19 protein-coding genes are annotated in these 22,369 nt (G+C 64.8%); 7 read left to right on the top strand and 12 right to left on the bottom strand.

Annotation, left to right across the window (positions count from 1 at the left end; genetic code table 11):
- Positions 1-143: 143 nt before the first annotated feature.
- The 4 genes from JJB99_RS27040 to cnbZ are packed head-to-tail and all read left to right on the top strand — an operon-like array spanning position 144 to position 5,667.
- A complete protein-coding gene (locus JJB99_RS27040) occupies positions 144-3,278 on the top strand; it encodes a GAF domain-containing protein (protein ID WP_200495304.1) in 3,135 nt (1,044 codons plus the stop codon).
- Complete coding sequence (locus tag JJB99_RS27035; RefSeq protein ID WP_200495302.1) at positions 3,275-3,664, top strand: response regulator; 390 nt, start codon at positions 3,275-3,277, stop codon at positions 3,662-3,664. Before JJB99_RS27040 ends, JJB99_RS27035 begins: the two co-directional genes overlap by 4 nt.
- Positions 3,661-4,911 (top strand): adenylate/guanylate cyclase domain-containing protein, encoded by a 1,251-nt coding sequence (locus JJB99_RS27030; protein WP_200495300.1) that lies wholly within the window; start codon positions 3,661-3,663, stop codon positions 4,909-4,911. The genes JJB99_RS27035 and JJB99_RS27030 overlap by 4 nt, the downstream gene beginning before the upstream one ends.
- Positions 4,912-4,920: 9 nt before the next feature.
- Positions 4,921-5,667 (top strand): 2-amino-5-chloromuconate deaminase CnbZ, encoded by a 747-nt coding sequence (cnbZ, locus tag JJB99_RS27025; RefSeq protein WP_200495298.1) that lies wholly within the window; start codon positions 4,921-4,923, stop codon positions 5,665-5,667.
- Between the two features lie 22 nt (positions 5,668-5,689).
- On the opposite strand, the gene JJB99_RS27020 is transcribed toward cnbZ, so the two are convergent.
- From JJB99_RS27020 to JJB99_RS26965, 12 genes are all read right to left on the bottom strand, one after another.
- Positions 5,690-6,577 carry an ABC transporter permease gene (locus JJB99_RS27020; RefSeq protein WP_200495296.1) on the bottom strand — a complete coding sequence of 296 codons (888 nt, stop codon included), beginning with the start codon at positions 6,575-6,577 and terminating at the stop codon, positions 5,690-5,692.
- Positions 6,578-6,580: 3 nt separating this feature from the next.
- A complete protein-coding gene (locus tag JJB99_RS27015; RefSeq protein WP_200495294.1) occupies positions 6,581-7,522 on the bottom strand; it encodes an ABC transporter permease in 942 nt (313 codons plus the stop codon).
- Positions 7,523-7,532: 10 nt separating this feature from the next.
- Entirely contained in the window at positions 7,533-9,041 is a 1,509-nt protein-coding gene (locus JJB99_RS27010) for an ABC transporter substrate-binding protein (RefSeq protein WP_200495292.1), read from the bottom strand.
- Positions 9,042-9,064: 23 nt separating this feature from the next.
- Positions 9,065-10,171 carry an ABC transporter ATP-binding protein gene (locus JJB99_RS27005; RefSeq protein ID WP_200495290.1) on the bottom strand — a complete coding sequence of 369 codons (1,107 nt, stop codon included), beginning with the start codon at positions 10,169-10,171 and terminating at the stop codon, positions 9,065-9,067.
- Positions 10,171-11,160, bottom strand: a complete 990-nt coding sequence (locus tag JJB99_RS27000) for an ABC transporter ATP-binding protein (RefSeq protein WP_200495288.1) — start codon at positions 11,158-11,160, stop codon at positions 10,171-10,173. The genes JJB99_RS27005 and JJB99_RS27000 overlap by 1 nt, the downstream gene beginning before the upstream one ends.
- Entirely contained in the window at positions 11,157-11,867 is a 711-nt protein-coding gene (locus JJB99_RS26995; protein ID WP_200495287.1) for a DUF1028 domain-containing protein, read from the bottom strand. Before JJB99_RS26995 ends, JJB99_RS27000 begins: the two co-directional genes overlap by 4 nt.
- A 9-nt stretch (positions 11,868-11,876) precedes the next feature.
- Positions 11,877-13,682 (bottom strand): gamma-glutamyltransferase family protein, encoded by a 1,806-nt coding sequence (locus JJB99_RS26990; RefSeq protein WP_200495286.1) that lies wholly within the window; start codon positions 13,680-13,682, stop codon positions 11,877-11,879.
- An 81-nt stretch (positions 13,683-13,763) separates the two neighbouring features.
- Positions 13,764-14,753, bottom strand: a complete 990-nt coding sequence (locus JJB99_RS26985) for an ABC transporter ATP-binding protein (RefSeq protein ID WP_200495285.1) — start codon at positions 14,751-14,753, stop codon at positions 13,764-13,766.
- On the bottom strand, positions 14,750-15,736 hold the full coding sequence (locus JJB99_RS26980) for an ABC transporter ATP-binding protein (protein WP_200495284.1): 987 nt from the start codon (positions 15,734-15,736) through the stop codon (positions 14,750-14,752). Before JJB99_RS26980 ends, JJB99_RS26985 begins: the two co-directional genes overlap by 4 nt.
- A gap of 13 nt (positions 15,737-15,749) precedes the next feature.
- The gene (locus tag JJB99_RS26975; protein WP_200495283.1) at positions 15,750-16,709 is read right to left on the bottom strand and encodes an ABC transporter permease; all 960 of its coding nucleotides are present in this window, start codon (positions 16,707-16,709) and stop codon (positions 15,750-15,752) included.
- A gap of 1 nt (position 16,710) precedes the next feature.
- On the bottom strand, positions 16,711-17,691 hold the full coding sequence (locus JJB99_RS26970; RefSeq protein ID WP_200495282.1) for an ABC transporter permease: 981 nt from the start codon (positions 17,689-17,691) through the stop codon (positions 16,711-16,713).
- A gap of 115 nt (positions 17,692-17,806) precedes the next feature.
- On the bottom strand, positions 17,807-19,405 hold the full coding sequence (locus JJB99_RS26965; RefSeq protein WP_200495281.1) for an ABC transporter substrate-binding protein: 1,599 nt from the start codon (positions 19,403-19,405) through the stop codon (positions 17,807-17,809).
- A 304-nt stretch (positions 19,406-19,709) separates the two neighbouring features.
- Between JJB99_RS26965 and JJB99_RS26960 the strand changes: the two genes are divergently transcribed.
- Genes JJB99_RS26960 through JJB99_RS26950 form a run of 3 tightly spaced genes read left to right on the top strand, consistent with a single transcriptional unit; the run spans position 19,710 to position 22,364 of the window.
- Positions 19,710-19,967, top strand: coding sequence for a DUF6489 family protein (locus tag JJB99_RS26960; protein ID WP_200495280.1), 258 nt, complete (start codon positions 19,710-19,712; stop codon positions 19,965-19,967).
- A gap of 20 nt (positions 19,968-19,987) precedes the next feature.
- Positions 19,988-20,767: an alpha/beta fold hydrolase gene (locus JJB99_RS26955; RefSeq protein WP_200495279.1), complete on the top strand. Its 780-nt coding sequence runs from the start codon at positions 19,988-19,990 to the stop codon at positions 20,765-20,767.
- A gap of 46 nt (positions 20,768-20,813) precedes the next feature.
- On the top strand, positions 20,814-22,364 hold the full coding sequence (locus JJB99_RS26950; protein ID WP_200495278.1) for a WS/DGAT/MGAT family O-acyltransferase: 1,551 nt from the start codon (positions 20,814-20,816) through the stop codon (positions 22,362-22,364).
- The last annotated feature ends 5 nt before the right edge of the window (positions 22,365-22,369 follow it).

The following is a 22,369-nucleotide window of genomic DNA, read 5'->3' as shown; positions in this document are numbered from 1 at the left end:
CGGCGGACAATCGAACGAAAAGAGAAGGGCGGCAGCGGCCAATCCGCTGCCGCCTTTTTTGTGCCGGGGTGCCCGCGTCCGCCGTAAGGCTTAGGGCGAGCATGAGAGACAAGGCCGGGCCTTCTTGCTAGGTTCGGCCGGATATGACCCTCTCACTCCATCCCGACACCCCGCAAGCCAGGACGCTGCCGAGCGCGGTCTCGGACGGCGTTGGCTCTGGCGCGACGGCTGGGCGGGGGATCCGGACCCGTCTGTTCACCAAATATGTCGCGCTGTTCGTGGCCGTCGTCGCCATCGCGCTGCTGGCCAACGGGCTGTTCGAGGTCTTCTTTTACTATCGTGAGCACAAGGCCGCGCTGATCCGGGTCCAGCATGAGCAGGCCGAGGCGGCGGCGGCCAAGATCGGCCAGTTCGTCAAGGAGATCGAGAGCCAGCTCGGCTGGACCACGCAGCTGCCCTGGTCGGCGGCTTCGGTCGAGCAGCGCCGATTCGACGCGCTGCGGCTGCTGCGTCAAGTGCCCGCAATCACCGAGCTCGCCCAGGTCGATGCGACCGGCAAAGAGCGGTTACGGGTCTCCCGGCTCGCGATGGACGCGATCGACAGCGGGATCGACCTGTCGGCGGACCCGAAGTTCACCGAGGCGGTGGCGCACAAGGTCTATTATGGGCCGGTCTATTTCCGCAGGGACTCAGAGCCTTATATGACGCTGGCGCTGGCCGGCGCGCGCAAGGATGCCGGCGTCAGTATCGCCGAGGTCAATCTCAAGCTGATCTGGGACGTCGTGTCCCAGATCAAGGTCGGCGAGCACGGACATGCTTATGTGGTCGGCCCTGAGGGGCGACTGATCGCGCATCCCGACATCAGCCTCGTGCTGCGCAACACCGATATGTCGGGGCTCGCGCAAGTGCGAGCGGCGCAGGCCGCCGGCGGCGCGATGCCTGAAGCATTATCGGAATCGCGCAACATCCAGGGGCAGGAAGTGCTGACGGCATCGGCGCCGATCGCACCGCTGCATTGGACCATGTTCGTCGAGTTGCCGGTCGAGGAGGCTTATGCCGCGCTCTACGCCGCGTTGCAGCGGCTGGCGATCGTGCTGCTCGCAGCATCGATCTTCGCGGTGCTTGCGGGAATCTTCCTCGCGCGCCGCATGGTCGGGCCGATCCAGGCGCTGCGCAGCGGCGCCGAGCGGATCGGCGGCGGCGATTTCTCCCAGCGCATCTCGATCGGGACTGGCGACGAGCTCGAAGGTCTCGCCAATCAATTCAACGACATGGGCGCGCGGTTGCAGGAATCCTATGCCGACCTCGAGAACAAGGTCGAGCAGCGCACGGCGGAATTGAGTGAATCGCTGCAGCAGCAGACCGCGACCGCCGAGGTGCTGCGGGCGATCAGCAACTCCTCGGGCGACCTGCAGCCCGTCTTTGACGTGATGCTCGCGAACGCGACGCGGATCTGTGGGGCAAAATTTGGAATGATGCTGTTGGTCGAGGGCGATTCCGCCCGATGCGTGGCTCTTCACAATGCACCGGAGGCGTTCGCCGAACTGCGGCGGCGTGAGCCGCTGTTTCGTCCTGGCCCGGATACTGCGATGGGCCGGCTGCTCCTCACCAAGCAGGCGGTTCATGTCATCGACTCGAAGGCCGAACGTGCTTACGTCGAAGGCGATCCGGTCCGCCGCGCGAATGCCGATCTTGCCGGAGCGCGCACCATCCTTGCGGTGCCCTTGCTCAAGGAGACAGAGGTCATCGGCGCAATCGGTATCTTTCACCAACAGGTCCATCCGTTTACGGAGAAACAGATCGAGCTGGTGACGAATTTTGCAAACCAGGCCGTGATCGCCATCGAGAATACGCGGTTGCTAAGGGAATTGCGCCGGCGCACCGACGATCTCAGCGAATCACTGCAACAACAGACCGCGACCGCCGAGGTCTTGAAGGTGATCAGTCGTTCGGCGTTCGACTTACAGGCTGTACTCGACACGCTCGTGGAATCCGCGGCGCGCCTGTGCGACGCCGACGAGGGGACGATTTTTCGTCCCATGGATGATGGCTATCGGTTGGCTGCAAGCCACGGACTTGCAGAGCCTCAGAAAAACCACCTCGCCACATTTACGACCGTGCCGGAGCGTGGAAGTGTCGTCGGCCGGACCCTGCTGGAGGGGAAGACGATCCATGTCCCTGACGTGCAGGGGGATCCTGAATACGCGCCTTCGTCTGCGCGAAGAGGCTCCAACGTTCGTACGATGCTCGGTGTGCCTTTGCTTCGGGAGGGGACGCCCATCGGCGTGTTCGTCCTGACGCGGCATGTCGTGCGTCCCTTCAGCGCAAAGCAGATCGAGCTCGCCACCAGCTTTGCAGACCAGGCCCTTATCGCGATCGAGAATGTCCGGTTGTTCGAAGAAGTCCAGGATCGCACCAGGGAGCTGTCGCGGTCGCTCGACGATCTGCGCGCCGCGCAGGATCGCCTGATCCAGACCGAGAAGCTTGCCTCGCTCGGCCAGCTCACCGCCGGGATCGCGCACGAGATCAAGAACCCACTCAACTTCGTCAACAATTTCTCCTCCGTGTCGACCGAGCTGATCGACGAGCTCAACGAGGCCCTGCAGGCGGCCTCGCTCGACGGCAAGACCCGGGAGGAAGTCGACGAGCTGACCGGCATGCTCAGGAGCAATCTCGAGAAGGTGGTGCAGCACGGCAAGCGCGCCGATTCCATCGTCAGGAACATGCTGCTGCATTCGCGCGAGGGCTCCGGCGAGCATCGCCCGAGCGACATCAATGCGATCGTGGAGGAAAGCCTCAATCTCGCCTATCACGGCGCGCGCGCCGAAAAGCCGGCCTTCAACATCACGCTGAAGCGCGATTTCGATCCCGCCGCCGGCATGATCGATGTCTATCCGCAGGAGATCACCCGCGTCCTCCTCAATCTGATCTCGAACGGATTCTATGCGTCCGCCAAGCGCAACGAGAGCGCGCGGGACGGCTTCGAGCCCACTTTAAGCGCGGTCACGAAAAATCTCGGCGGCGGGGTCGAGATCCGGATCCGCGACAACGGCACTGGAATTCCGGACGAGGTGAAACAGAAGATGTTCAATCCCTTCTTCACCACCAAGCCGGCCGGCGAGGGCACCGGGCTCGGCCTGTCCATGAGCCATGACATCGTCGTGAAACAGCACGGCGGCACGATCGACGTGAACACCGAACCCGGTGTATTCACCGAATTCATCATCACCCTGCCGCGCACGATGGCGGCGGGCGGCACTTCCGGAGGCAAGAGTTGAACGTTTACATCCTGGTCGTCGATGACGAGCCCGACGTCGAGGCGCTGTTCCGGCAGCAGTTCCGGCGCGACCTGCGCGCCGGCCGTTTCCAGATGGAATTCGCGCCGTCCGCACCCGATGCGCTGAAGCTTGCCGCCGAGGTTCGAGATCCCTCGTTGATCCTGATCCTGTCCGACATCAACATGCCCGGCATGAGCGGGCTCGACATGTTGCCCAAGGTGCGTGCCGAGCATCCCGACGTTCCCGTCATCATGATCACGGCCTATGGCGATGCCGAGACGCGCCGCAAGGCGATCGAGCGCGGCGCCGTTGCCCTCCTGACCAAGCCGATCGACTTTGCGCTGCTGCGGCAGGAGATCGACACGAGGCTCGAGCAAGCCGCATGACTGCGACCATCCTCTTCGTCGACGACGAGCCGGATCTCGAGGCCCTGGTCCTGCAGAAATTCCGCAGGCAGATTCGCGACGGGCTGCTCGCCATCATGTTCGCCCGCGATGGCCTCGAGGCGCTGCAATCGCTCGAAGAGAATCCGCATGTCGACATGGTGGTCTCGGACATCAACATGCCGCGCATGGACGGGCTGTCGCTGCTGCAAAAGCTCCAGGACGCCGAGGACAAGAAGTCGACCATCATCGTCTCGGCCTATGGCGACATGAGCAACATCCGCACCGCGATGAACCGCGGCGCGTTCGACTTCCTGACCAAGCCGATCGACTTTTCCGACCTGCAAGCCACGATCGACAAGACCATCCGCCACATCGAGATGCTGCGCGAGGTGCGGCGCCGCCAGATGGTGGCGGAGCGGGCCCATGCCGCGTTGTCGCGTCATTTTTCGCCCGAGCTTGCCAAGCGTCTGGCAGCAAGCGGCGAGGGCGAGGGGATCGAAGTGCAGTGGCGCGACGTCGCCACGATCTTCACCGACATCACAGGTTTCACCTCGCTGGTCGAGACTGCGCCGCCGGAGACGCTGGGCGAGCTCCTCAACGAATATGTCGGCGGAATGACCGAGATCGTGTTCGAACATGAGGGGACGGTCGCGAAGATCATCGGCGATGCGCTCCAGGTGCTGTTCAATGCGCCGGGCGATCAGCCTGACTATGCGACGCGGGCGGTCGCCTGCGCCCACGATCTCGATGCCTGGGCGCAGGATTTCTGTGTCCGCCAAAGTGCCAAGGGTGTGCGTTTCGGCGCCACCCGCATCGGCATTCATGCCGGGCCGGCGCTGGTCGGCAATTTCGGCGGCAACCGCTTCTTCGACTACACCGCTTATGGCGACTCCATCAACATCGCGGCGCGGCTGGAAGCCGCCAACAAGCATCTGGGCACGCGCATCTGCGTCAGTGCCAGCGTCGCCAAGGCGGCCGAGAATTTCCAGGGCCGCCCTGTCGGCGAGCTGATGCTGCGCGGACGCAGCGAGCCGTTGCGCGCGTTCGAGCCGCTGGCGCAAGCCAAATTCGAAGCGCCGGAGACTGCGCTCTATTCCGAGGCCTTTGCCAAGATGGAGGCTGGCGATCTCGCTGCCATGCCGGCCTTTGCCGCGCTGGTGGGGATGCATGCCGAGGATGCGCTGGCCAGCTTCCATCTGAAGCGCCTGCTCAATGGGGCCAAGGGTAGCCGCATGCAACTGGATTAGGAGCTCGACATGGTCAGTGATTTCTCCGCCGGCAATTATCGCTTCATCCCGTCCGTGTTCCAGTATTCGGCCGGCGCGGCCGCGGACGACGGCTATGAGATCGAGCGCGTCCGGTTCGACCGCCTGGTGCCGCTCGCCGAGGGATTTGCGCTGGCGGCAAAGTACATCCAGGAGGCAGGCCGGCCGCTCACCGCATTCTGCGCCTGCGAGCTCCGCTCGCCGGCAGCCTTCAGCGAGGAGGGCTTTCGCGCCTTCAACCTGCACTATGTGAAGACGCTGTCGGAATGGGGTATCTTCGACGGCACCACCAATCCGGTGGCGCGCAGCAATGTCTGTCCCGAGATCGATCCGCCGTCCGAGCCGTGCTTCTACGCCTTCTCCTTCACGCGCCCGACGACATCGAAGGCGCCGTCCTTCGTGATCGCCGGCGGCGCCGAGGCGCGCGAAGGCAGCGGCAGCTATGTCGAGCGCACGGTACGATACCGCGACCTCAGCCGGGAGGGTCTTCGCGAGAAGGTGCGGTTCACCACGACCTCGCAGATGGAAAACCGGATGACCGCGTTCGGTTTCGGTTGGAAGGACACGACCGGTGTGCAGGCCTATTCGGTGCACGACTTCCACCACGCGCTGGTCGACGAACTGGTCCGCCGCGGCGCGCTGCGCTCCGGCTTGACCTGGCATTTCGCCCGGCCGCCGGTGGTCGATCTCGAATACGAGATGGATTGCCGCCGGGTGATGCGGGAGGTGGTGATCTGATCGCTCGACCCGCTAGTTTAATCTAACGCTGCCTTGGATCGAGCGCGTCGCGCAGCCCGTCGCCGAGCAGGTTCAGCGACAGCACGACCAGGAAGATGGCAAGTCCCGGCCAGATTGCCATCCAGGGCGCCTGGGTCAGGAACCGTTGTGCCGCATTGAGCATGCTGCCCCAGGACGGAGCCGGCGGCTGCTGGCCGAGGCCGAGGAAGGACAGCGCGGCTTCGGCGATGATGGCGGCGGCGATCGACAGCGTAGCCTGCACCAGCAGCGCCGGCAGGATGTTCGGCAGGATGTGCGAGAATGCGATCCGCCACGGCGGGTTGCCGAGCGCGCGGGCGGCCTCGACATAGTCCTCGGCCTTGACGCTCAGCACCTGGCCGCGGGTCAGGCGGATGAAGATCGGGGTTGCCGAGATGCCGATCGCGATCATGGCGTTGCCGAGGCTCGGGCCGAGAAATGCCGCGAGCGCGATCGCCAGGATCAGGAACGGGCAGGCCAGCATGGCATCGGTGATCCGGCTGATCAGCGCATCGACGAATCCGCCGCGATAGCCGGCGAGCAGGCCGAGTGGCACGCCGATGCCGAGCGCAATCGCGACCGAGATCAGGCCGGCGAGCAGCGAGGCGCGCGCGCCGTAGACGACGCGGCTGAAGATATCGCGGCCGAGCTCGTCGGTGCCGAACCAGTGTGCCGCCGTCGGTGGCTTGCGGACCAGGCTCCAGCTCGTCGCGATGGGATCGTAGGGCACGATCAGAGGGGCCAGCAGCGCGAGCAGGATGAACACGACGAGCACCACGAGGCCCGCAACCGCCGCCTTGCGCTTGAACAGCCGGCGCCGCGCCCGGCGCGCCGGGCTGTCCAGCTCACCGGCATCGGCGACGGGATTGGCTGCGAGCACAGCGTCGGTCATGGCCTAGCCCCTCAGCCTGGGATTGACGAGGATGTAGGCGATGTCAGCGATCAGGTTGAGCGTGATGTAGATCGTCGCCGTCACCAGCACGACGCCCTGCACGACGGCGTAATCGCGGTTGAAGACGGCATCGACGATCAGCTTGCCGAAGCCGGGGATGGAGAAGATCTGCTCGGTCAGTACGGCGCCCGACAGCAGCGTGCCGAGCTCGAGTGCGCCCAAGGTGATCACTGGGGTCAGCGCGTTACGCATGGCGTGCTTGAGGATCACCGAGCGCTCCAAGAGTCCCTTGGCGCGCGCGGTGCGGACATAGTCACTTTCCAGCACCTGGAGCATGGCGCTACGCGTGTGCCGCATCAGGACCGCAGCGATGGCGTTGCCGAGCACGAAGGCGGGCATGATGGTGGCAGCGAGACTCGCGCGCCAGCTCTCGGTGAGCGGAACGTAACCGGAGGCCGGCAACCATCCGAGCTCGATCGAGAACAGGAAGATCAGCATGATGCCGAGCCAGAAGTTCGGCGTCGAGATGCCCCACAGCGCGAACAAATTGGCGCCATAATCCCAGGCGGAGCCCTTCTTGACGGCGGCGACGATGCCGGCGGGAATGCCGATCAGGAAGGCGATGATGATCGCCATCGAGCCCAGCTGGAGCGTCACCGGCAGCTTCTGCGCGATCAATTCGCGCACCGGCATCTTGTTGCGCAGGGACTCGCCGAAATCGCCCGACAGTACGCCCTTGATCCAATAGGCGTACTGCACCGGGACGGGCTGATCGAGCCGGTACTGGTGCCGGATCTGTTCGATCACGGCCGGATCGCGCTCTTCGCCCGCCATCACCAGCGCGGGATCGCCCGGCAGCAATTGCTGCAGCGAGAAGATCAGCACCGAGACGAAGAACAGCGTCGGCACGATCTGCGCAAGGCGGCGGGCGAGGAAGTTCAGCATCCTTGCAACGTCACTTCAGCTTGAGGCCAATGACGCGCACGAGACCGTCGGGCATCTGCCGGTAGCCTTCGAGCTTGGTCGTGTGCGCGATGATGATGCGGCGGTGGTAGAGGTAGAGCAGCGGCTCCTCATCCTGGACCAGCTTCGCCAGGACCTCATAGCTCGCCTTGCGCTTGACGGGATCGGTGACGAGACGCGCGTCCTCCAGCGCCTTGTCGGCCTGCGGATTGTTCCAGGCGCCGTAGTTCTGCGGCGCGCCACTGTGCAGGAAGACGAAGGTGTTGCCGTCGGGATCGACGCGGCCGCTCCAGGCGAGCATATAGGCCTGATAGTCGCCGGCCTCGGCCTGCTTCAATCCGGTCGCGAATTCGGTGAGGCGGATCTTCATGTCGAACCCGGCTTCCGCCGCCATCGACTGGATCACCTGCGCCGGCGTCTCGGTCTCCGCGCCCTTCGGCACAAGGAAATCGACGCTGACCGGCGGCGTCACGCCGGCCTCCTTCAGCAGCGCCTTGGCCTTCTCCACGTTGCGGGGCCGGATCGGAAGGGACTTTTGATAGTAGGGATGATCGGGATTGACCCATTGATTGCCGGGCTGGAACTCGCCGTTGAACACGACCTGGTTGATCGCCTCGCGGTCGATCGCAAGGTCGAGCGCCTGCCGCACCTTGGCGGACTGGCTGAGCGGTCCCTTGGCCTTGTCCTTGCCGATGTTGAGCGTGATGCCCTGATAGCCGAGCTCGATCGCGGTCGCGACCTTCAGCCGTGAATCCGCGCGTACGTCCTTGAGGTCGGTGGCGAGCACGCGCTCGATCAGATCGAGGCCGCCGGATTTCAGGTTCGCCAGCCGCACCGTGGCGTCCACGATCGGCTGGAACACGATGCGGTCGATGAAGACGTTGTCCTTGTTCCAGTAGTCGGCGAACTTCTCGAACACGATGCGGTCCTGCTGCACGCGCTCGATGAATTTGTACGGACCGGCGCAGACGGGATGCAGGCCGAACTTGTCGCCGGATTCCTTCGCCGCCTTCGGCGACATCATCATGCCGGCGCGGTCGGTGAGCTGGGCAAGCAGGGGCGAGAACGGCGCCTTCAGTACCAGCTTGATGGTGAGGGGATCGACGATGTCGATGTGGTCGACCGAGGCCAGCTCCGGCTTGCGGAACGAGCCGGGGAAGGTCAGATGGCGCTCCAGCGAGAATTTGGCGGCCTCCGCATCGAACGGCTCGCCGTCGTGGAATTTCACGCCTGGCCGGAGCTTTATCACGAGACCCTTGCCGTCATCGACGGTCTCGCTCGACAGCGCGAGCTGCGGCACGATGTTCAGCTTCTCGTCGATGTCGAACAGCTTGTCGCAGAACGCCGAGAACACGATGCGGCCGACATAGGTGCGCGCCATGGTCGGATCGAGGATGTCAGGATCCTCGGCAAGACCGACGCGCAGGGTGGTCTGGGCCTGAGCGGCTCCAAGCGACAGCAGGACAGCGGCGGCCGTTGCGGCCAGACGAAATATCTTCATCGGACAATCCCCATTGCTGCGGCTTACGTCGTTGTAGGCCTTGCACCCTGTATACCAACCCCGGACGGGCCGGCGCCTTCCGTCTTTCGGCTGAACGCCGCGACCAATTTTGCCAGTGCCGGCGAGAACCCGGCCGCAGCGGGCAGGATGGCATCGGCGGGCGGCAGCTCGCTGACGCGGTGACAGGCGGTGGCGTGTCCGCTGGCGTCCGCCAGAAGCTCCGGCGCCTCGTTGCGGCAGCGCTCGATGACGAACGGGCAGCGGGTGTGAAAGCGGCAGCCAGCCGGCGGATCGAGCGCGCTCGGGATCTCGCCTTGGAGAATGACCTTCGCTCGCTTGGCGTGGGGCTCCGGCAGGGGAATCGCGGACAACAAGGCGCGGCTGTAGGGATGGCGCGGTTGGGCGAACAGCGCGTCCGCATCGGCTATCTCGACGATCTGGCCGAGATTCATCACGGCGACGCGGTCGGCGATGTGCTTGACCACGGCCAGATCGTGCGAGACGAAAATGTAGGCAAGGCCAAGCCGGTCCTGGAGCTCGCGCAGCAAATTGAGGATCTGCGAGCGGATCGAGACGTCCAGCGCCGAGACCGGCTCGTCGCAGATGATCAGCTTCGGTTCGACCGCAAGCGCACGGGCAATGGCGATGCGCTGGCGCTGGCCGCCGGAGAATTCGTGCGGATAGCGCCGGGCCAGCCGCGGCTCCAGCCCGACCAGCCGCAGCAGCTCCGCAACCCGCTCGCGCCGCTGTGCCGGTGGCACCAGATCGTGCAGCGCCAGCGGCTCGATCAGGATCTGGCCGACCGTCATGCGCGGGTTAAGCGAGGCGTAGGGGTCCTGGAAGATGATCTGCGCCTCGCGGCGGAACTTGCGGAGGGCGAGGGCGTCGAGCGAGAGCAGGTCGCGGCCATCGAAGCGCACCGTGCCCGCATCCGGCTCGATCAGCCGCAGCACCAGGCGGCTAACGGTGGATTTGCCGCAACCGGATTCGCCGACCAGCGCCAGCGTCTTGCCGGCTTCGAGCGAAAAGCTGACGCCATCGACCGCTTTGACATGCGCCAGCGCGCGGCCAAACAGCGAGCGCTGGGCGACGAAATGCTTGACCAGGCCCCTGACCTCGAGCAGCGCCATCACGACACCAGGCGTTCGAGCGGCGCGCGGATGCAGCGCGACAGGTGACCGGGGCCGACTTCCACCAGCGGCGGCGGCGCCCTGGTGCAGGCGTCCAGCACGAAGGGGCAGCGCGCGGCGAAGCGGCAGCCGGCGGGCGGCTGCGCCATGTTCGGCACCATGCCCTCGATCGTGGCAAGCTGTTCGGCGCGATGATCGAGCCGCGGGATCGAGCCGAGCAGCCCGACCGTGTAGGGATGCTGAGGCGCGGAAAACAGTTCATCGACTGGCGCGCGCTCGACGATCTCGCCGGCATACATCACCGCGACCTCGTCGCAGACTTCGGCGACGACGCCGAGATCGTGGGTGATCAGGATGATCGCGGCGCCGCTTGCCGCCTTCAGCTCGCGCATCAGCTCCAAAATCTGCGCCTGCAGGGTGACGTCGAGCGCAGTGGTCGGCTCGTCTGCGATCAGGAGCTGCGGATCGCAGGCCAGCGCCATCGCGATCATGACGCGCTGGCGCATGCCGCCGGAGAGCTTGTGCGGATATTCGTCGATCCGTCGCTCGGGCGAGGGGATGTGGACACGGCGCAGCAGCTCGACAGCCCGCTGGCGCGCGCTCTTCCGCGAGCCGCCGCGATGGCGCAAAATGGTCTCGATGATCTGGTCGCCGATGGTGAAGCTCGGGTTGAGCGAGGTCATCGGCTCCTGGAAGATCATCGCGAGCCGGTTACCGCGGAGGTCGCGCAGCGTCTGGTCGGACGTATGCAGCAGGTCAAAACCGTCGAAGCGGATTGCGCCTGATATTTCCGCGCTCTGCTTCGGCAGCAAGCCCATGATCGCCAGCGACGTTACGCTCTTGCCGCAGCCGGATTCGCCGACGAGGCCGAGCGTGGCGCCGTTGGCGACGCTGAGATCGACGCTGTCGACCGCATGGGTGACGCGGCCGTCGTCGCCGTGGAAACGGATGCGCAGGCCCTCGATCTCGATGAGAGGGCTCGCGCTCATGACAGCCTTGCGCGCGCTGCTTTGATGCTGGCGTCGATGACGCTGCGATCGGTGTTGCCGGCCGGGTTCTGCCGCGTCGGCAGCGAGCTGCGGAAGTGCACCCAGAGCTCCTGGCTGATGCGTTCGAGCCGTTCGAGTTCGCCGAGCGGATCGGAATGGTCGTCGGCGCGGATGTCCAGCGCCGGCCATTCCTCTTCGCCGTGGATCAGCAGTGCCGCGGACTGCTTGCCGCGCTTGTCGCCGCCCGCAGCCTCGCCCGCGCGCATGGCGGCGAGCAGGCGGCGCGGAAAGGGCAGGCTGTCATTGGTGATGTAGGTCTTGGCCGTCTCGTCAAGCACGTCGGCGCCGGTGAGCATGTTGCCGGCGATCGAGAAGCCGCTGCCCGCGACGTGCCCGCACCAGTCGACGCAGTCGCGGCCGGTATGCGCGGCGATCTCGCCGCTCGCGTCCATGATATGAAGCTGACGGCTCTCGCGGCCGTCATCGATCGCGAGCAGGGGGGCGAGCACGTCATGCGCGTTCAGGCCCTCGCGCAGCAGTTTGATGCCGTCGATGCCGTAATAGGGATTGACGAAGGCCTGCGTCGCGATCGCGCCGAGGCCGGCCGCGATATAGGGCACGCGAGCACCGACGGCGAAGAAGCGGCTCGCGACCGCAATGCCGAACTGGCCGGTGACAGGGTCTCGCGCGATGATCGACCAGGTCATAAGATGCCTTCAGCGCCCTGCGGCGTAGCCCTGCATGCCGCGCGGATTGGCGGCGGCGCGGCGGCGCGAACCGACGCGCGAGGCCGCAGTGAGGCGGCCTTCCGACCAGTCCGGCCCGACCTCGACGACATGTCCGCGCTCGCGCAGGTTCTCGATCGTCGCCTTCGGCACGCGGTTCTCGATCACGAGCACGCCGGGCCTTGCGGTGCGGGGCCAGAACGAGATCGGAAAGTGCTCGGAATGCCACGCCGGCGCGTCGATCGCCTCCTGGAGATTGAGGTTGCAATGGACGTGGCGCAGGAAGAATTGCGTGATCCACTGATCCTGCTGGTCGCCGCCGGGCGATCCCCAGGCCAGATACGGCTCGCCGTCGCGCAGCGCCATGGTCGGCGACAGCGTGGTGCGCGGCCGCTTGCCCGGCGCGAGCGAGCTCGGTTGGTTCTCCTCCAAATCGAACATTTGTGCGCGGCTGCCGAGGCAGAAACCCAGCTCGGGAATGACAGGCGAGGATTGCAGCCAGCCTCCCGACGGCGTCGAGGACACCATGTTGCCGGCCTTGTCGATGATATCGAAATGCACGGTGTCGCCGCGCACCTCGCCGAAGCGGCCGACGGTTGGCTCGCCGGCGCCGAGCGCGCCGACGGCCTCGCGTTGGCCTTCAGCGCGGCGCAGCCTGACCACGCCGCCAAAGCCCTCGACCGCGCCGGGCCGCAGATCGAGCGAAGCCTTCTCGGTCACCAACTTGCGACGTTCGTCGTTGTAGGCGTCCGATAGCAGCGTCGCGATCGGGATCTCGCTGAACTTGGGATCACCGTAGAATTTTTCGCGGTCAGCGAAGGCGAGCTTTGCGCATTCGATCTGAAGATGGATGAACTCCGGTCCGGTCGGGTCGAGCCCGTCGAGCGCAAAGCCCTTTAGCAGCGCAAGCTGCTGCAGCGTCACCGGGCCCTGGCTCCAGACGCCGGCCTTGCAGACGGTGTAGCGGCCGTAGTCGTAGGTGAGGGGAGCCTCGACCGTCGGCTGCCAGCGCGCCATGTCGTCGGCCGACAGGACCCCGCGATGCGGCGAGCCGCTGACGTCCATGACTTCCTGGGTCCGGCAGAAATTGTCGGTCGCTTCGGCGACGAAACCTCGCGACCACGATTTGCGCGCGCGCTCGATTTCGGCATCGCGGCCGCCACCGCCGCTCTCGGCTTCGCTCAGGATGCGGGTGTATGTTGCGGCCAGCGTCTTGTTGGTGAAGAGCGTGCCGGGTCGCGGCACTTCACCATTGGGCAGGTAGACCGCGGCAGAGGTCGGCCAATGCTTGCGGAACAATTGCTCGACGGTCTGGATCGTGGCGCAGGCTCGCTCGACCAGCGGATAGCCGTCGCGCGCATAAGAGATCGCCGGCTCCAGCACATCGCGCAGGCGCATGGTGCCGTAGTCGCGCAGCAGCATCATCCAGGATTCGAACGTGCCGGGGACGCAGGCCGCAAGCAGGCCGGTGCCGGGCACCATGTCGAGGCCTTCGCTTCTGTAATGCGCGATGGTCGCGCGGGCCGGTGCCGGGCCCTGGCCGCAGATCACCTCGGTGCGGCCGCGCTTCACGTCGTGGACGATGATCGGCACATCGCCGCCGGGGCCGTTCAGATGCGGCTCGACCACCTGGAGGGTGAAGGCGGTGGCGACGCCGGCATCGAAGGCATTGCCGCCCTTCTCCAGGATGCCCATGCCGACGGCGGTCGCAATCCAGTGCGTGCTGGCGACGACCCCGAACGTGCCCTCGATTTCGGGGCGCGTCGTGAACGGATCGGGATTGATGTTGCTGGCCATGGGCTACCTCATTTGCGGCGCGCGCACTTGATCACAGGCGATGCCGTGCCGCCAATGCGCTGCTGGCATGGCACGCGCGCGTCACGCCGGGACCGGTGCGGTGTTCACCGCGTGACAGGCGACGCCGTCAATCAGTTCCGGAACCTCCTTGCGGCAAAGGTCGAACGCCAGCGGACAGCGCGGATTGAAGGCGCAGCCGGAAGGCGGATTGATCGGGTTCGGGATCTCGCCCTTCACCGGAATGCGCTGGCGGCCGGACATCGCGAGATCAGGCACCGCGCCCAGCAGCATTTTTGTGTAGGGCATGCGCGGCCGGGCGAACAGCTCGCGCCCCTCCGCGATCTCGACGATGCGGCCAAGATACATCACGCCGACGCGGCTTGCCATGTGGCGGACCACGGCGAGGTTATGGCTGATGAACATGTAGGTCAGGCCGAACTTGTCCTGGAGGTCGCGCATCAGGTTCAGGATCTGCGCCTGCACGGAGACGTCGAGCGCCGAGGTCGGCTCGTCGCAGACGATGAACTCGGCATCGGAGGCGAGCGCCCGGGCGATCGCGATGCGTTGGCGCTGGCCGCCGGAGAATTCGTGCGGAAACTTCAGCCGGTCGTCGGGATGCAGGCCGACGAGGCTCAAGAGTTCGCCGACGCGCGCCTGGATGTCGCGTTCGCCCTGGATCAGGTCGAAGGCGCGGATCGGCTCGGAGATGATGGCATCGACCCGGAATCGCGGGTTCAGGCTCGCATAGGGATCCTGGAAGATCATCTGGATGCGGCGGCGCAGCTTTCGGCGCGCCTGGGCCTGCCGCGGGTCGGTCATCGAGACGCCGTCGATCAGCACGTCGCCGGAGCTCGGCGGCAGCAGGCCGACGACCATCCGCGCCACCGTGGTCTTGCCCGAGCCGGATTCGCCGACGAGCGCAAAGGTCTCGCCCTTCCTGATGTCGAAGGTGACGTGATCGACAGCCTTGAGATATTCGAGATGCCCGCCTTCGAGCATGCGGTTGAGCCAGGGCTTCGAGACGTCAAAGACGCGGCGTAGATTTCTGGCCTGGACGAAAGGCGCGCTCATGCCGCGCTCTCCGCCGTCACGGTGTCATAGAGATGGCACGCGACCGCTTGCGCGCCGCGCGGCAGTGGCTCCGGCCGTTCGATACGACAGCGATCGAACGCGAACGCACAGCGCGGATTGAACGAGCAGCCGCGCGGGATCGCCGACAGGCGCGGCATGGAGCCCGGAATCTGCACCAGGCGCTTGTCCTCACCCGCAAGCGTCGGGATCGCGCCCATCAGGCCCTTGGCGTAAGGATGTAGCGGATTCCTGACGACGTCCTGCACCGGGCCGATCTCGGCGACGCGGCCGGCATACATCACGGCGACACGGTCCGAGGTCTCCGCGATCACGCCCATGTCGTGCGTCACCAGCATCACGGCGGTGCCGTGGTCGCGGCCGAGCCGCTTGATCAACGAGATGATCTGCGCCTGCACGGAGACGTCGAGCGCGGTGGTCGGCTCGTCCGCGATGATCAGCTCCGGCTCGGCGCAGATCGCCAGCGCAATCACAACGCGCTGGCGCATGCCGCCGGAGAATTCGTGCGGATAGCCGTCGATGCGCTTTTCCGGCGCGGGAATGCCGACTTCGGCGAGCAGGTCGATGGCGCGGCGGCGTGCGGCCGTCTCGGACAGATTGAGATGGGTCCGGATCGTCTCGATGATCTGATCGCCGACCTTGTACAGCGGATTGAGCGAGGTGAGGGGATCCTGGAAGATCATGCCGATGCGCTTGCCCCTGATGCGGCGCATCTCCTCGGGCGGCAGATTGTCGATGCGCAGACCGCCGAGACGGATCTCGCCGCCGGCGATGCGGCCGGGGGGATCGATCAGGCCGATCACTGCGAGGCCGGTGACCGATTTGCCGGCGCCGGATTCCCCGACCACGCCCAGCACCTCGCCTTTGGCGATGTCGAAGGAGACGCCGTCGATGGCGCGGAGCGTGCCGCGGCGGGACGCGAATTCCACGTGAAGGTCGCGTACGGAGAGAACGGGTTCGGTCATGGGCAACGCATACTCATCGCAGTTTCGGGTTGAGCGCATCGCGCAGCCAGTCGCCCAGCAGGTTGATGGACAGGATCAGGGCGGCAAGCGCAAACCCGGGGAAGGCGACGATCCACCATTCGCCTGCGAAGAGATAGCCGTTGCCGATACGGATCAGCGTGCCGAGCGACGGCATGGTCTCGGGCATGCCCGAGCCGAGGAACGACAACGTTGCCTCGGTGATGATGGCGAGCGCGAGGTTGATGGTGGCGATCACGAGGATCGGTCCTGTGGTGTTCGGCAGCACGTGGCGCAGCATGATCACCGGGGCGGGCAGGCCGATCAATTGGGCGGCTGCGACATAATCCTTGTTCTTCTCGACTAGGACTGAGCCGCGCACCGTGCGCGCATACTGCACCCAAAAACTCAGCCCGATTGCAAAGACCAGGACGGCCAGCATGCTCATCTCGTCGAGCTTGTTGCCAAAGACCGATTTGGCGATACCGTTGATCAAGAGCGCAATCAGGATGGCCGGAAACGAAAGCTGCACGTCGGCGATGCGCATGATCAGCCCGTCGACGGCGCCGCCGAAATAGCCGGCCGTCAGCCCGAGCAGGATGCCGATTGCGCCGGACAGGACCACGCCGAGCACGCCGACGAGCAGCGAGATACGCAGACCGTAGAGGATCGCGGACAGTACGTCGCGGCCCTGCTCGTCGGTGCCGAGCAGGAACGGGCTCTGTCCATCGGCGGTCCAGAGCGGGGAGATGCGCGAATTCATCAGCTGGAGCTGCGCCGGGTCGAACGGATTCTGCACCGACAACACCGAGGCGAAGATCGCGATCAGGAAGAACAGGAGCGTCACCACAGCCGCGATCATGGTGATTTTGGAGCGGCGGAACGAATAGAACAGGTCGCTATCGATCGCGCGCCCGAACCAGCCCGGTGCGGCGGCGGGCTTCTCGGTGACGTGCGGAATGATGGTCTCGCTCATCTCAATGTGCCCGGCTGACCGTCGAGCGCAGCCGCGGATCGACGATGGTGTAGAGGATATCCACCAGGAGATTGATGGTGACGAAGATCAGGGAGACCATCATGAGATATGCCGCCATGATCGGGATATCGACGTTCTGAACGGCCTGCACGAACAGGAGCCCCATGCCCGGCCACTGAAACACGGTCTCGGTGATGATCGCGAAAGCAATGACCGAGCCGAATTGCAGGCCGGCCACGGTGATCACGGGAACCAGTGTGTTGCGCAGCGCGTGGCCGAAATGGATCGCCCGTGTGGTGAGCCCGCGCGCGCGGGCGAAGCGGATATAGTCAGTGCGCATCACCTCCAGCATCTCCGCGCGGACCAGCCGCATGATCAGTGTCATCTGGAACAGGCCGAGCGTGATCGATGGCATGATCAGCGCCTTCAGGCCGGACAGCGTCAGGAGCCCCGTCGTCCACCAGCCGATATGCACGACATCGCCCCGACCGAAGGAGGGCAGCCAGCCGAGCGTCACCGAGAACAGGTAGATCATGAGAATGCCGATCAGGAAGGTCGGCAGCGAGATACCGATCAAGGAGACGGCCTGGAATATGTGCGTGAGCCAGCTGTCACGGCGCAGCGCCGAGTAGACGCCCATCAGGATGCCACAGATCATCGCGAAGATGGTGGCACAGATCGCGAGTTCCAGCGTCGCCGGCATCCGCTCCATCAGAAGATTGGTGACAGGGAGGCGGAACTGGTAGGACACGCCGAACTTGAACTGCGCAGCATTGCCGACATAACGGCCGAACTGCACGATGACGGGATCGTCGAGGCCGAGCGATTTGCGGATCGCGGCGCGTTCGGCGCCCGACGTATCCATTCCGACCATCTGGTTCACGGGATCGCCGGCAAAGCGGAACATCGAGAACGCGATGACTCCGACGGCGATCATGACGCCGACGGCCTGAATGGCCCGGCGCAGTGTGAAAGCGAGCATCTGTTCCTTTCACATCTCTTCAGCAGCACGCATCATCGCGTTAGCCCGAAACAGCAAGTCCCGGAAGCCAGATATTGAAAGCGATGGCTTCCGGGACTTCACAAGATGTCGACACCTACTCGTCTTGCTTGGTCGCCCAGTAGAGCATGACCATGTTGTCCGCTCGCTGGGTCAGCTTCACCTTCTTCGACACGCCCCAAGCGAGCGCCTGCTGGTGCAGCGGGACATAGGCCCAGTCCTTCATCGAGATCTCGAAAGCCTGCTTGATCAGCTGATCGCGCTTGGTCGTATCGGATTCCACCAGAACCTTGTCGGCGAGCTCGTCGAACTGCTTGTTGCAATACCCGGCGAGATTGGCTTCACCGCGGTTGGGATCCTTGGGGTCGTCCCGGCAGCCCATGATGTCGTGGAGCACGTTCTGGGAGTCGAGCGTATCCGGGGTCCAGCCCAACATGAACAGCGAGGTCTTGTAGCCGCCGGGCTTCAGCACCTTGGCGAAATACTGGGCCTTGGGTTGCGCCAGCAGGTCTACCTTGATGTTGATGCGGGCGAGCATCCCGACGATGGCCTGACAGATTGCGGCGTCATTGACGTAACGATCGTTCGGACAGTCCATCGTCACTTCGAAGCCGTCGGCATAGCCGGCGTCGGCGAGGAGCTTCTTGGCGGCATCGGGATCGAACTTCGGCCGGGTGAAATCCTTCGAGGAAAAGATCTCTGGTGCGACCATCAATGCGGACGGCGTGGACAGTCCGCGCATCACGCGATTCTTGATCAGGTCGACGTCGATCGCCCGGTAGACGGCTTCGCGGACGCGAACGTCCTTGAACGGGTTCTTGCCCTTGACGTTGGAATAGAGGAGCTCGTCGCGCGCCTGATCCATGCCAACGAAGATGGTGCGGAGCTCGGGTCCCGTCAGCACGGTGGCGTTGGGGCTCGCTTTGACCCGCTCGATGTCCTGGACCGGAACCGGCTCGATCACGTCGACCTCGCCCGATAACAGCGCCGCGACACGCGTGGCCGGGTTTGCGATCGGCGTGAAGACGATCTCCTTCAGATTATGCTCCGGCTTGCGCCACCAGTTCGGATTGGCCTTGAAGACGGTCTTCACGCCTGGCTGATGGCTCTCGATGGTAAAGGCGCCGGTGCCGTTTTCATGGAGCGAGGCATAGCTCGGCGTCGTCGCGGCGGCCGGCGTCGGTGCCACCGCATCGTTCGCCTCTGCCCATTTTTTGTCCATGATGTACCAGGTCGCCCACAGCGCCGTCAGGATGGGATTGGGCGAGGTCAGGATGAAATCGACGGTATAATCGTCGACCTTGACGACCTTGGCATCGGCGGGAACGCGACTCTGGAAATTCGAGCCTTTCGCCCGCACGCGGTCGGCCGAGAATACGACGTCATCAGCCGTGAAGGGATCGCCATTGTGGAATTTCACGCCCTTGCGCAGGTGAAAGCGCCAGCGCGTCGGCTCCGGCGTCTCCCAGCTTTCGGCGAGCGCCGGAATGATCTTCAGGTCCTTCCCACGGGCAACCAGGCCCTCATAGACATGGCCGAGATGCGCACTGGTCGTCGACTCGTTCAGGGTGTAGGGGTCGAGCGATTTCAGCTCACCCTGGTTGGCGTAGCGCAGCGTCTGGCTCGACGCCGGCGAGACCGCCAACGCAAGCACACCGGCGAGCGTCGCCGCAAACAGATTTCGTCCGACTGACATTCTTGACCCTCTCCACTCGCCCACACCGTGATTTTTGCTTGTTCGGCAGGGCTGATCGATCCATGTTGCCCAGAGTTCTCGACCCGTGCAAGCGCCTTTCCAGCAAGGAACGCGCCAAGTTGCACCGCTGTGCAGCAATGCTGGTCGTGCCGTCTGGCATGGAGGACTGCGGCTTTCGACTTTGGTTGACTATACCGGCCGATTGCCAGCCGAGCCATCTGGCGTCGGCATCAGGTCGCTTGCGTCGCACCACAACTCGCGGCGATACTCCGACAGGCTGCTCGAATCTCAATCCGGAGGGGACATGAAGGTTAACATCGAAATCGACTGCACCCCCCTCGAGGCCCGCCAGTTCTTCGGATTGCCCGACGTGGCGCCGATGCAGACGGCGGTGATGGAGAAGCTGCAGCAGCAGGTTCTGAGCAACATCGACAAGGTCTCGCCGGAATCGCTGATCCAGAGCTGGTTCACCTTCGATCCGAAGATCGCCGAGCGGTTTCAGGACATGTTCGTCACCATGGCCGGCCTCGGCAGCCCGCGCAGTAGCGACAAGAAGAAATAGTGTCGCCCGAGCGGAACGGGATGCTGGAGACAGACCGGCTTCGTCCGCCGAGCCTTGGCCTGTTGCTGGCCGAAGCCCGCGGGCTGTTCGAATTGAATGCGAGCCTGTTACTGTCGCCCGTCCTGATGCGCGCGCCAAGGGGCGACGGCCACCCGGTGCTGGCGCTGCCGGGCTTTCTCGCCAGCGATCTCTCGATGGTACCGATGCGGCGCTATCTCAGCGAGCTCGGCTATGAGGCACATGCCTGGCGGATGGGGCGCAATCTCGGCGGCCTGACGCGGATGCGGGATTCGCTGCGCGCTCGTCTCGCCGAAATCCATGCCGCGACGAAGCGCAAGGTCAGCCTAGTCGGATGGAGCCTGGGCGGCGTCTATGCCCGCGATCTCGCGCTGTGGGCGCCCGAGATGGTCCGCTACGTCGTCACGCTCGGCAGTCCCTTTGCCAACGACGTACGGGCCACCCACGCCACCCGGCTCTACGAGGCGCTGTCCGGCGAGCGAGTCGAGGACTACGCCGATCAGAGCAATGCGATCGCGGGCGACCTGCCGGTGCCGACGAACTCGATCTATTCGCGCAGCGACGGCATCGTGAACTGGCGAACCTGCTTGTTGCGTCCCTCCGACCGCGCCGAGAACATCGAGGTGCACCTTGCGAGCCATGTCGGCCTCGGAGTGAACCCCGCCGCACTATGGGCCGTGGCGGACCGGCTGGCACAACCGGAGGGGGAATTCTGGCCATTTGACCGGGCAGGCCCGTTTGCCATTGCATATGCCCCGCCGGAACAGGCAGTATCGGCCTGACGAGAAGCGCTGCCCAAGGGCGCCCGTCAAGAATTCGGAGGGAATCATGGCTGACGGGAAGAAGCTGTCGTCGCTGGACGCATCGTTTCTCTATCTGGAAACGCCTGAAATGCCGATGCATGTCGGGAGCATGGCGATCTTTCGCCTGCCCGACGACTACAAGGGTGACTTCTTCGAAGACTTCAAGGCGATGATCGTCTCGCGCCTGCACATCGCGCCGATCCTGAAAGCACGCCTGGAGAAGACGCCACTCGACATCGACCATCCCTCCTGGGTCGAGGACGACCAGTTCGACATCGACCGCCACATCTTCCGCGCCAGCCTGCCGCAGCCGCGCGACCGCGCCACGCTCGAACGGATCGTCGGCTGGATGCATGCCAAGCTCCTGAACCGCGCCCGCCCGCTCTGGGAGTTCTATGTGTTCGAGGGCATGAAGGACAACGAGGTCGGGCTTTACTCCAAGATGCACCATGCCGCGATCGACGGTGGCGCCGGAGCGGCCTTGACCAACATGATCTACGACATCTCGCCGATCCCGCGGCAGGTCGACCCGCCGACGGGCGAGTCGAAGCCCGGACAGGAGCCGCGCGACATCGCGGCGAACCTGCTCGATTCCTATCAGCAGCTGTTCACCCAACCTCTCGACGCGTCGGCCGCGGCGAAGAATCTGCAACTGCCGCGTACGGGAAAAAGCGACATCGGCTCGATCCTGTTCGACAATGCGATGTACCAGATCGAAAGCGCAGTGCGCTTCGCCGGCAACATCCCGACCGTGCTCAAGAGCGTCTCCGAGGTGCTCGGCAAGGTCGCCGATCCCAAGTCGCGCGAGAGCCTCGCCAGCATGGTGTCGCCGCCGACCATGCTCAACAAGACGATTTCCTCGGAGCGGAGCTTCGCCGGCGTGTCGATCTCGCTGTCACGATCCAAGGCGCTGGCCAAGCAGGCCGGTGGCAAGCTCAACGACGTCGTGCTGGCGCTCGCCTCCGGCGTGGTCCGGCGCTACCTCCTGCAATACGGCACGCTGCCGGCGAAATCCTTGACCGCCGCCGTGCCGATCTCGCTGCGCGAGGAGGGCAACACCGAGGCCAACAACCAGGTGTTCGGCATGATCTGCGCGATCGCGACCAACATCGACGATCCCAAGGCGCGGCTGGAAGCGATCATCGCGCAATCGACCAAGTCCAAGGAGATGTCGCACCCGCTGCGCGCGCTGATGCCGCAGGTCTCCAACATCTCGATGCTGGGCGCGCCGATCATGGTGCAGATCCTGGCGCTGCTCTACAGCCGTTCCAACCTGTCGGATGTGCTGCCGCCGGCTGCCAACATCACGGTGTCCAACGTGCCGGGGCCGCGGCAGACGCTCTATGCCGCCGGCGCCGAGCTCTTGCACATCTTCCCGGTGTCGATCGCGACGCACGGGCAGGCGCTCAACATCACCGTGCAGAGCTATCGCGACCAGCTCGATTTCGGCTTCATCGTCGGCGCCAACATCATCCCGCATGTGCAGGTGATGTGCGACATGCTGCCGGAGGAGTTCGCCGCGCTGGAGGCGGCCTACGCGCCGCCGGCGGCCAACATCAAGGGCGCCGCTGAATAGGAGTC

This window comes from Bradyrhizobium diazoefficiens, assembly GCF_016616235.1.
Taxonomy (GTDB): domain Bacteria; phylum Pseudomonadota; class Alphaproteobacteria; order Rhizobiales; family Xanthobacteraceae; genus Bradyrhizobium; species Bradyrhizobium diazoefficiens_H.
Note: the sequence above shows the minus strand (reverse complement) of the source record. Positions and strands in the feature narration are given on the sequence as shown.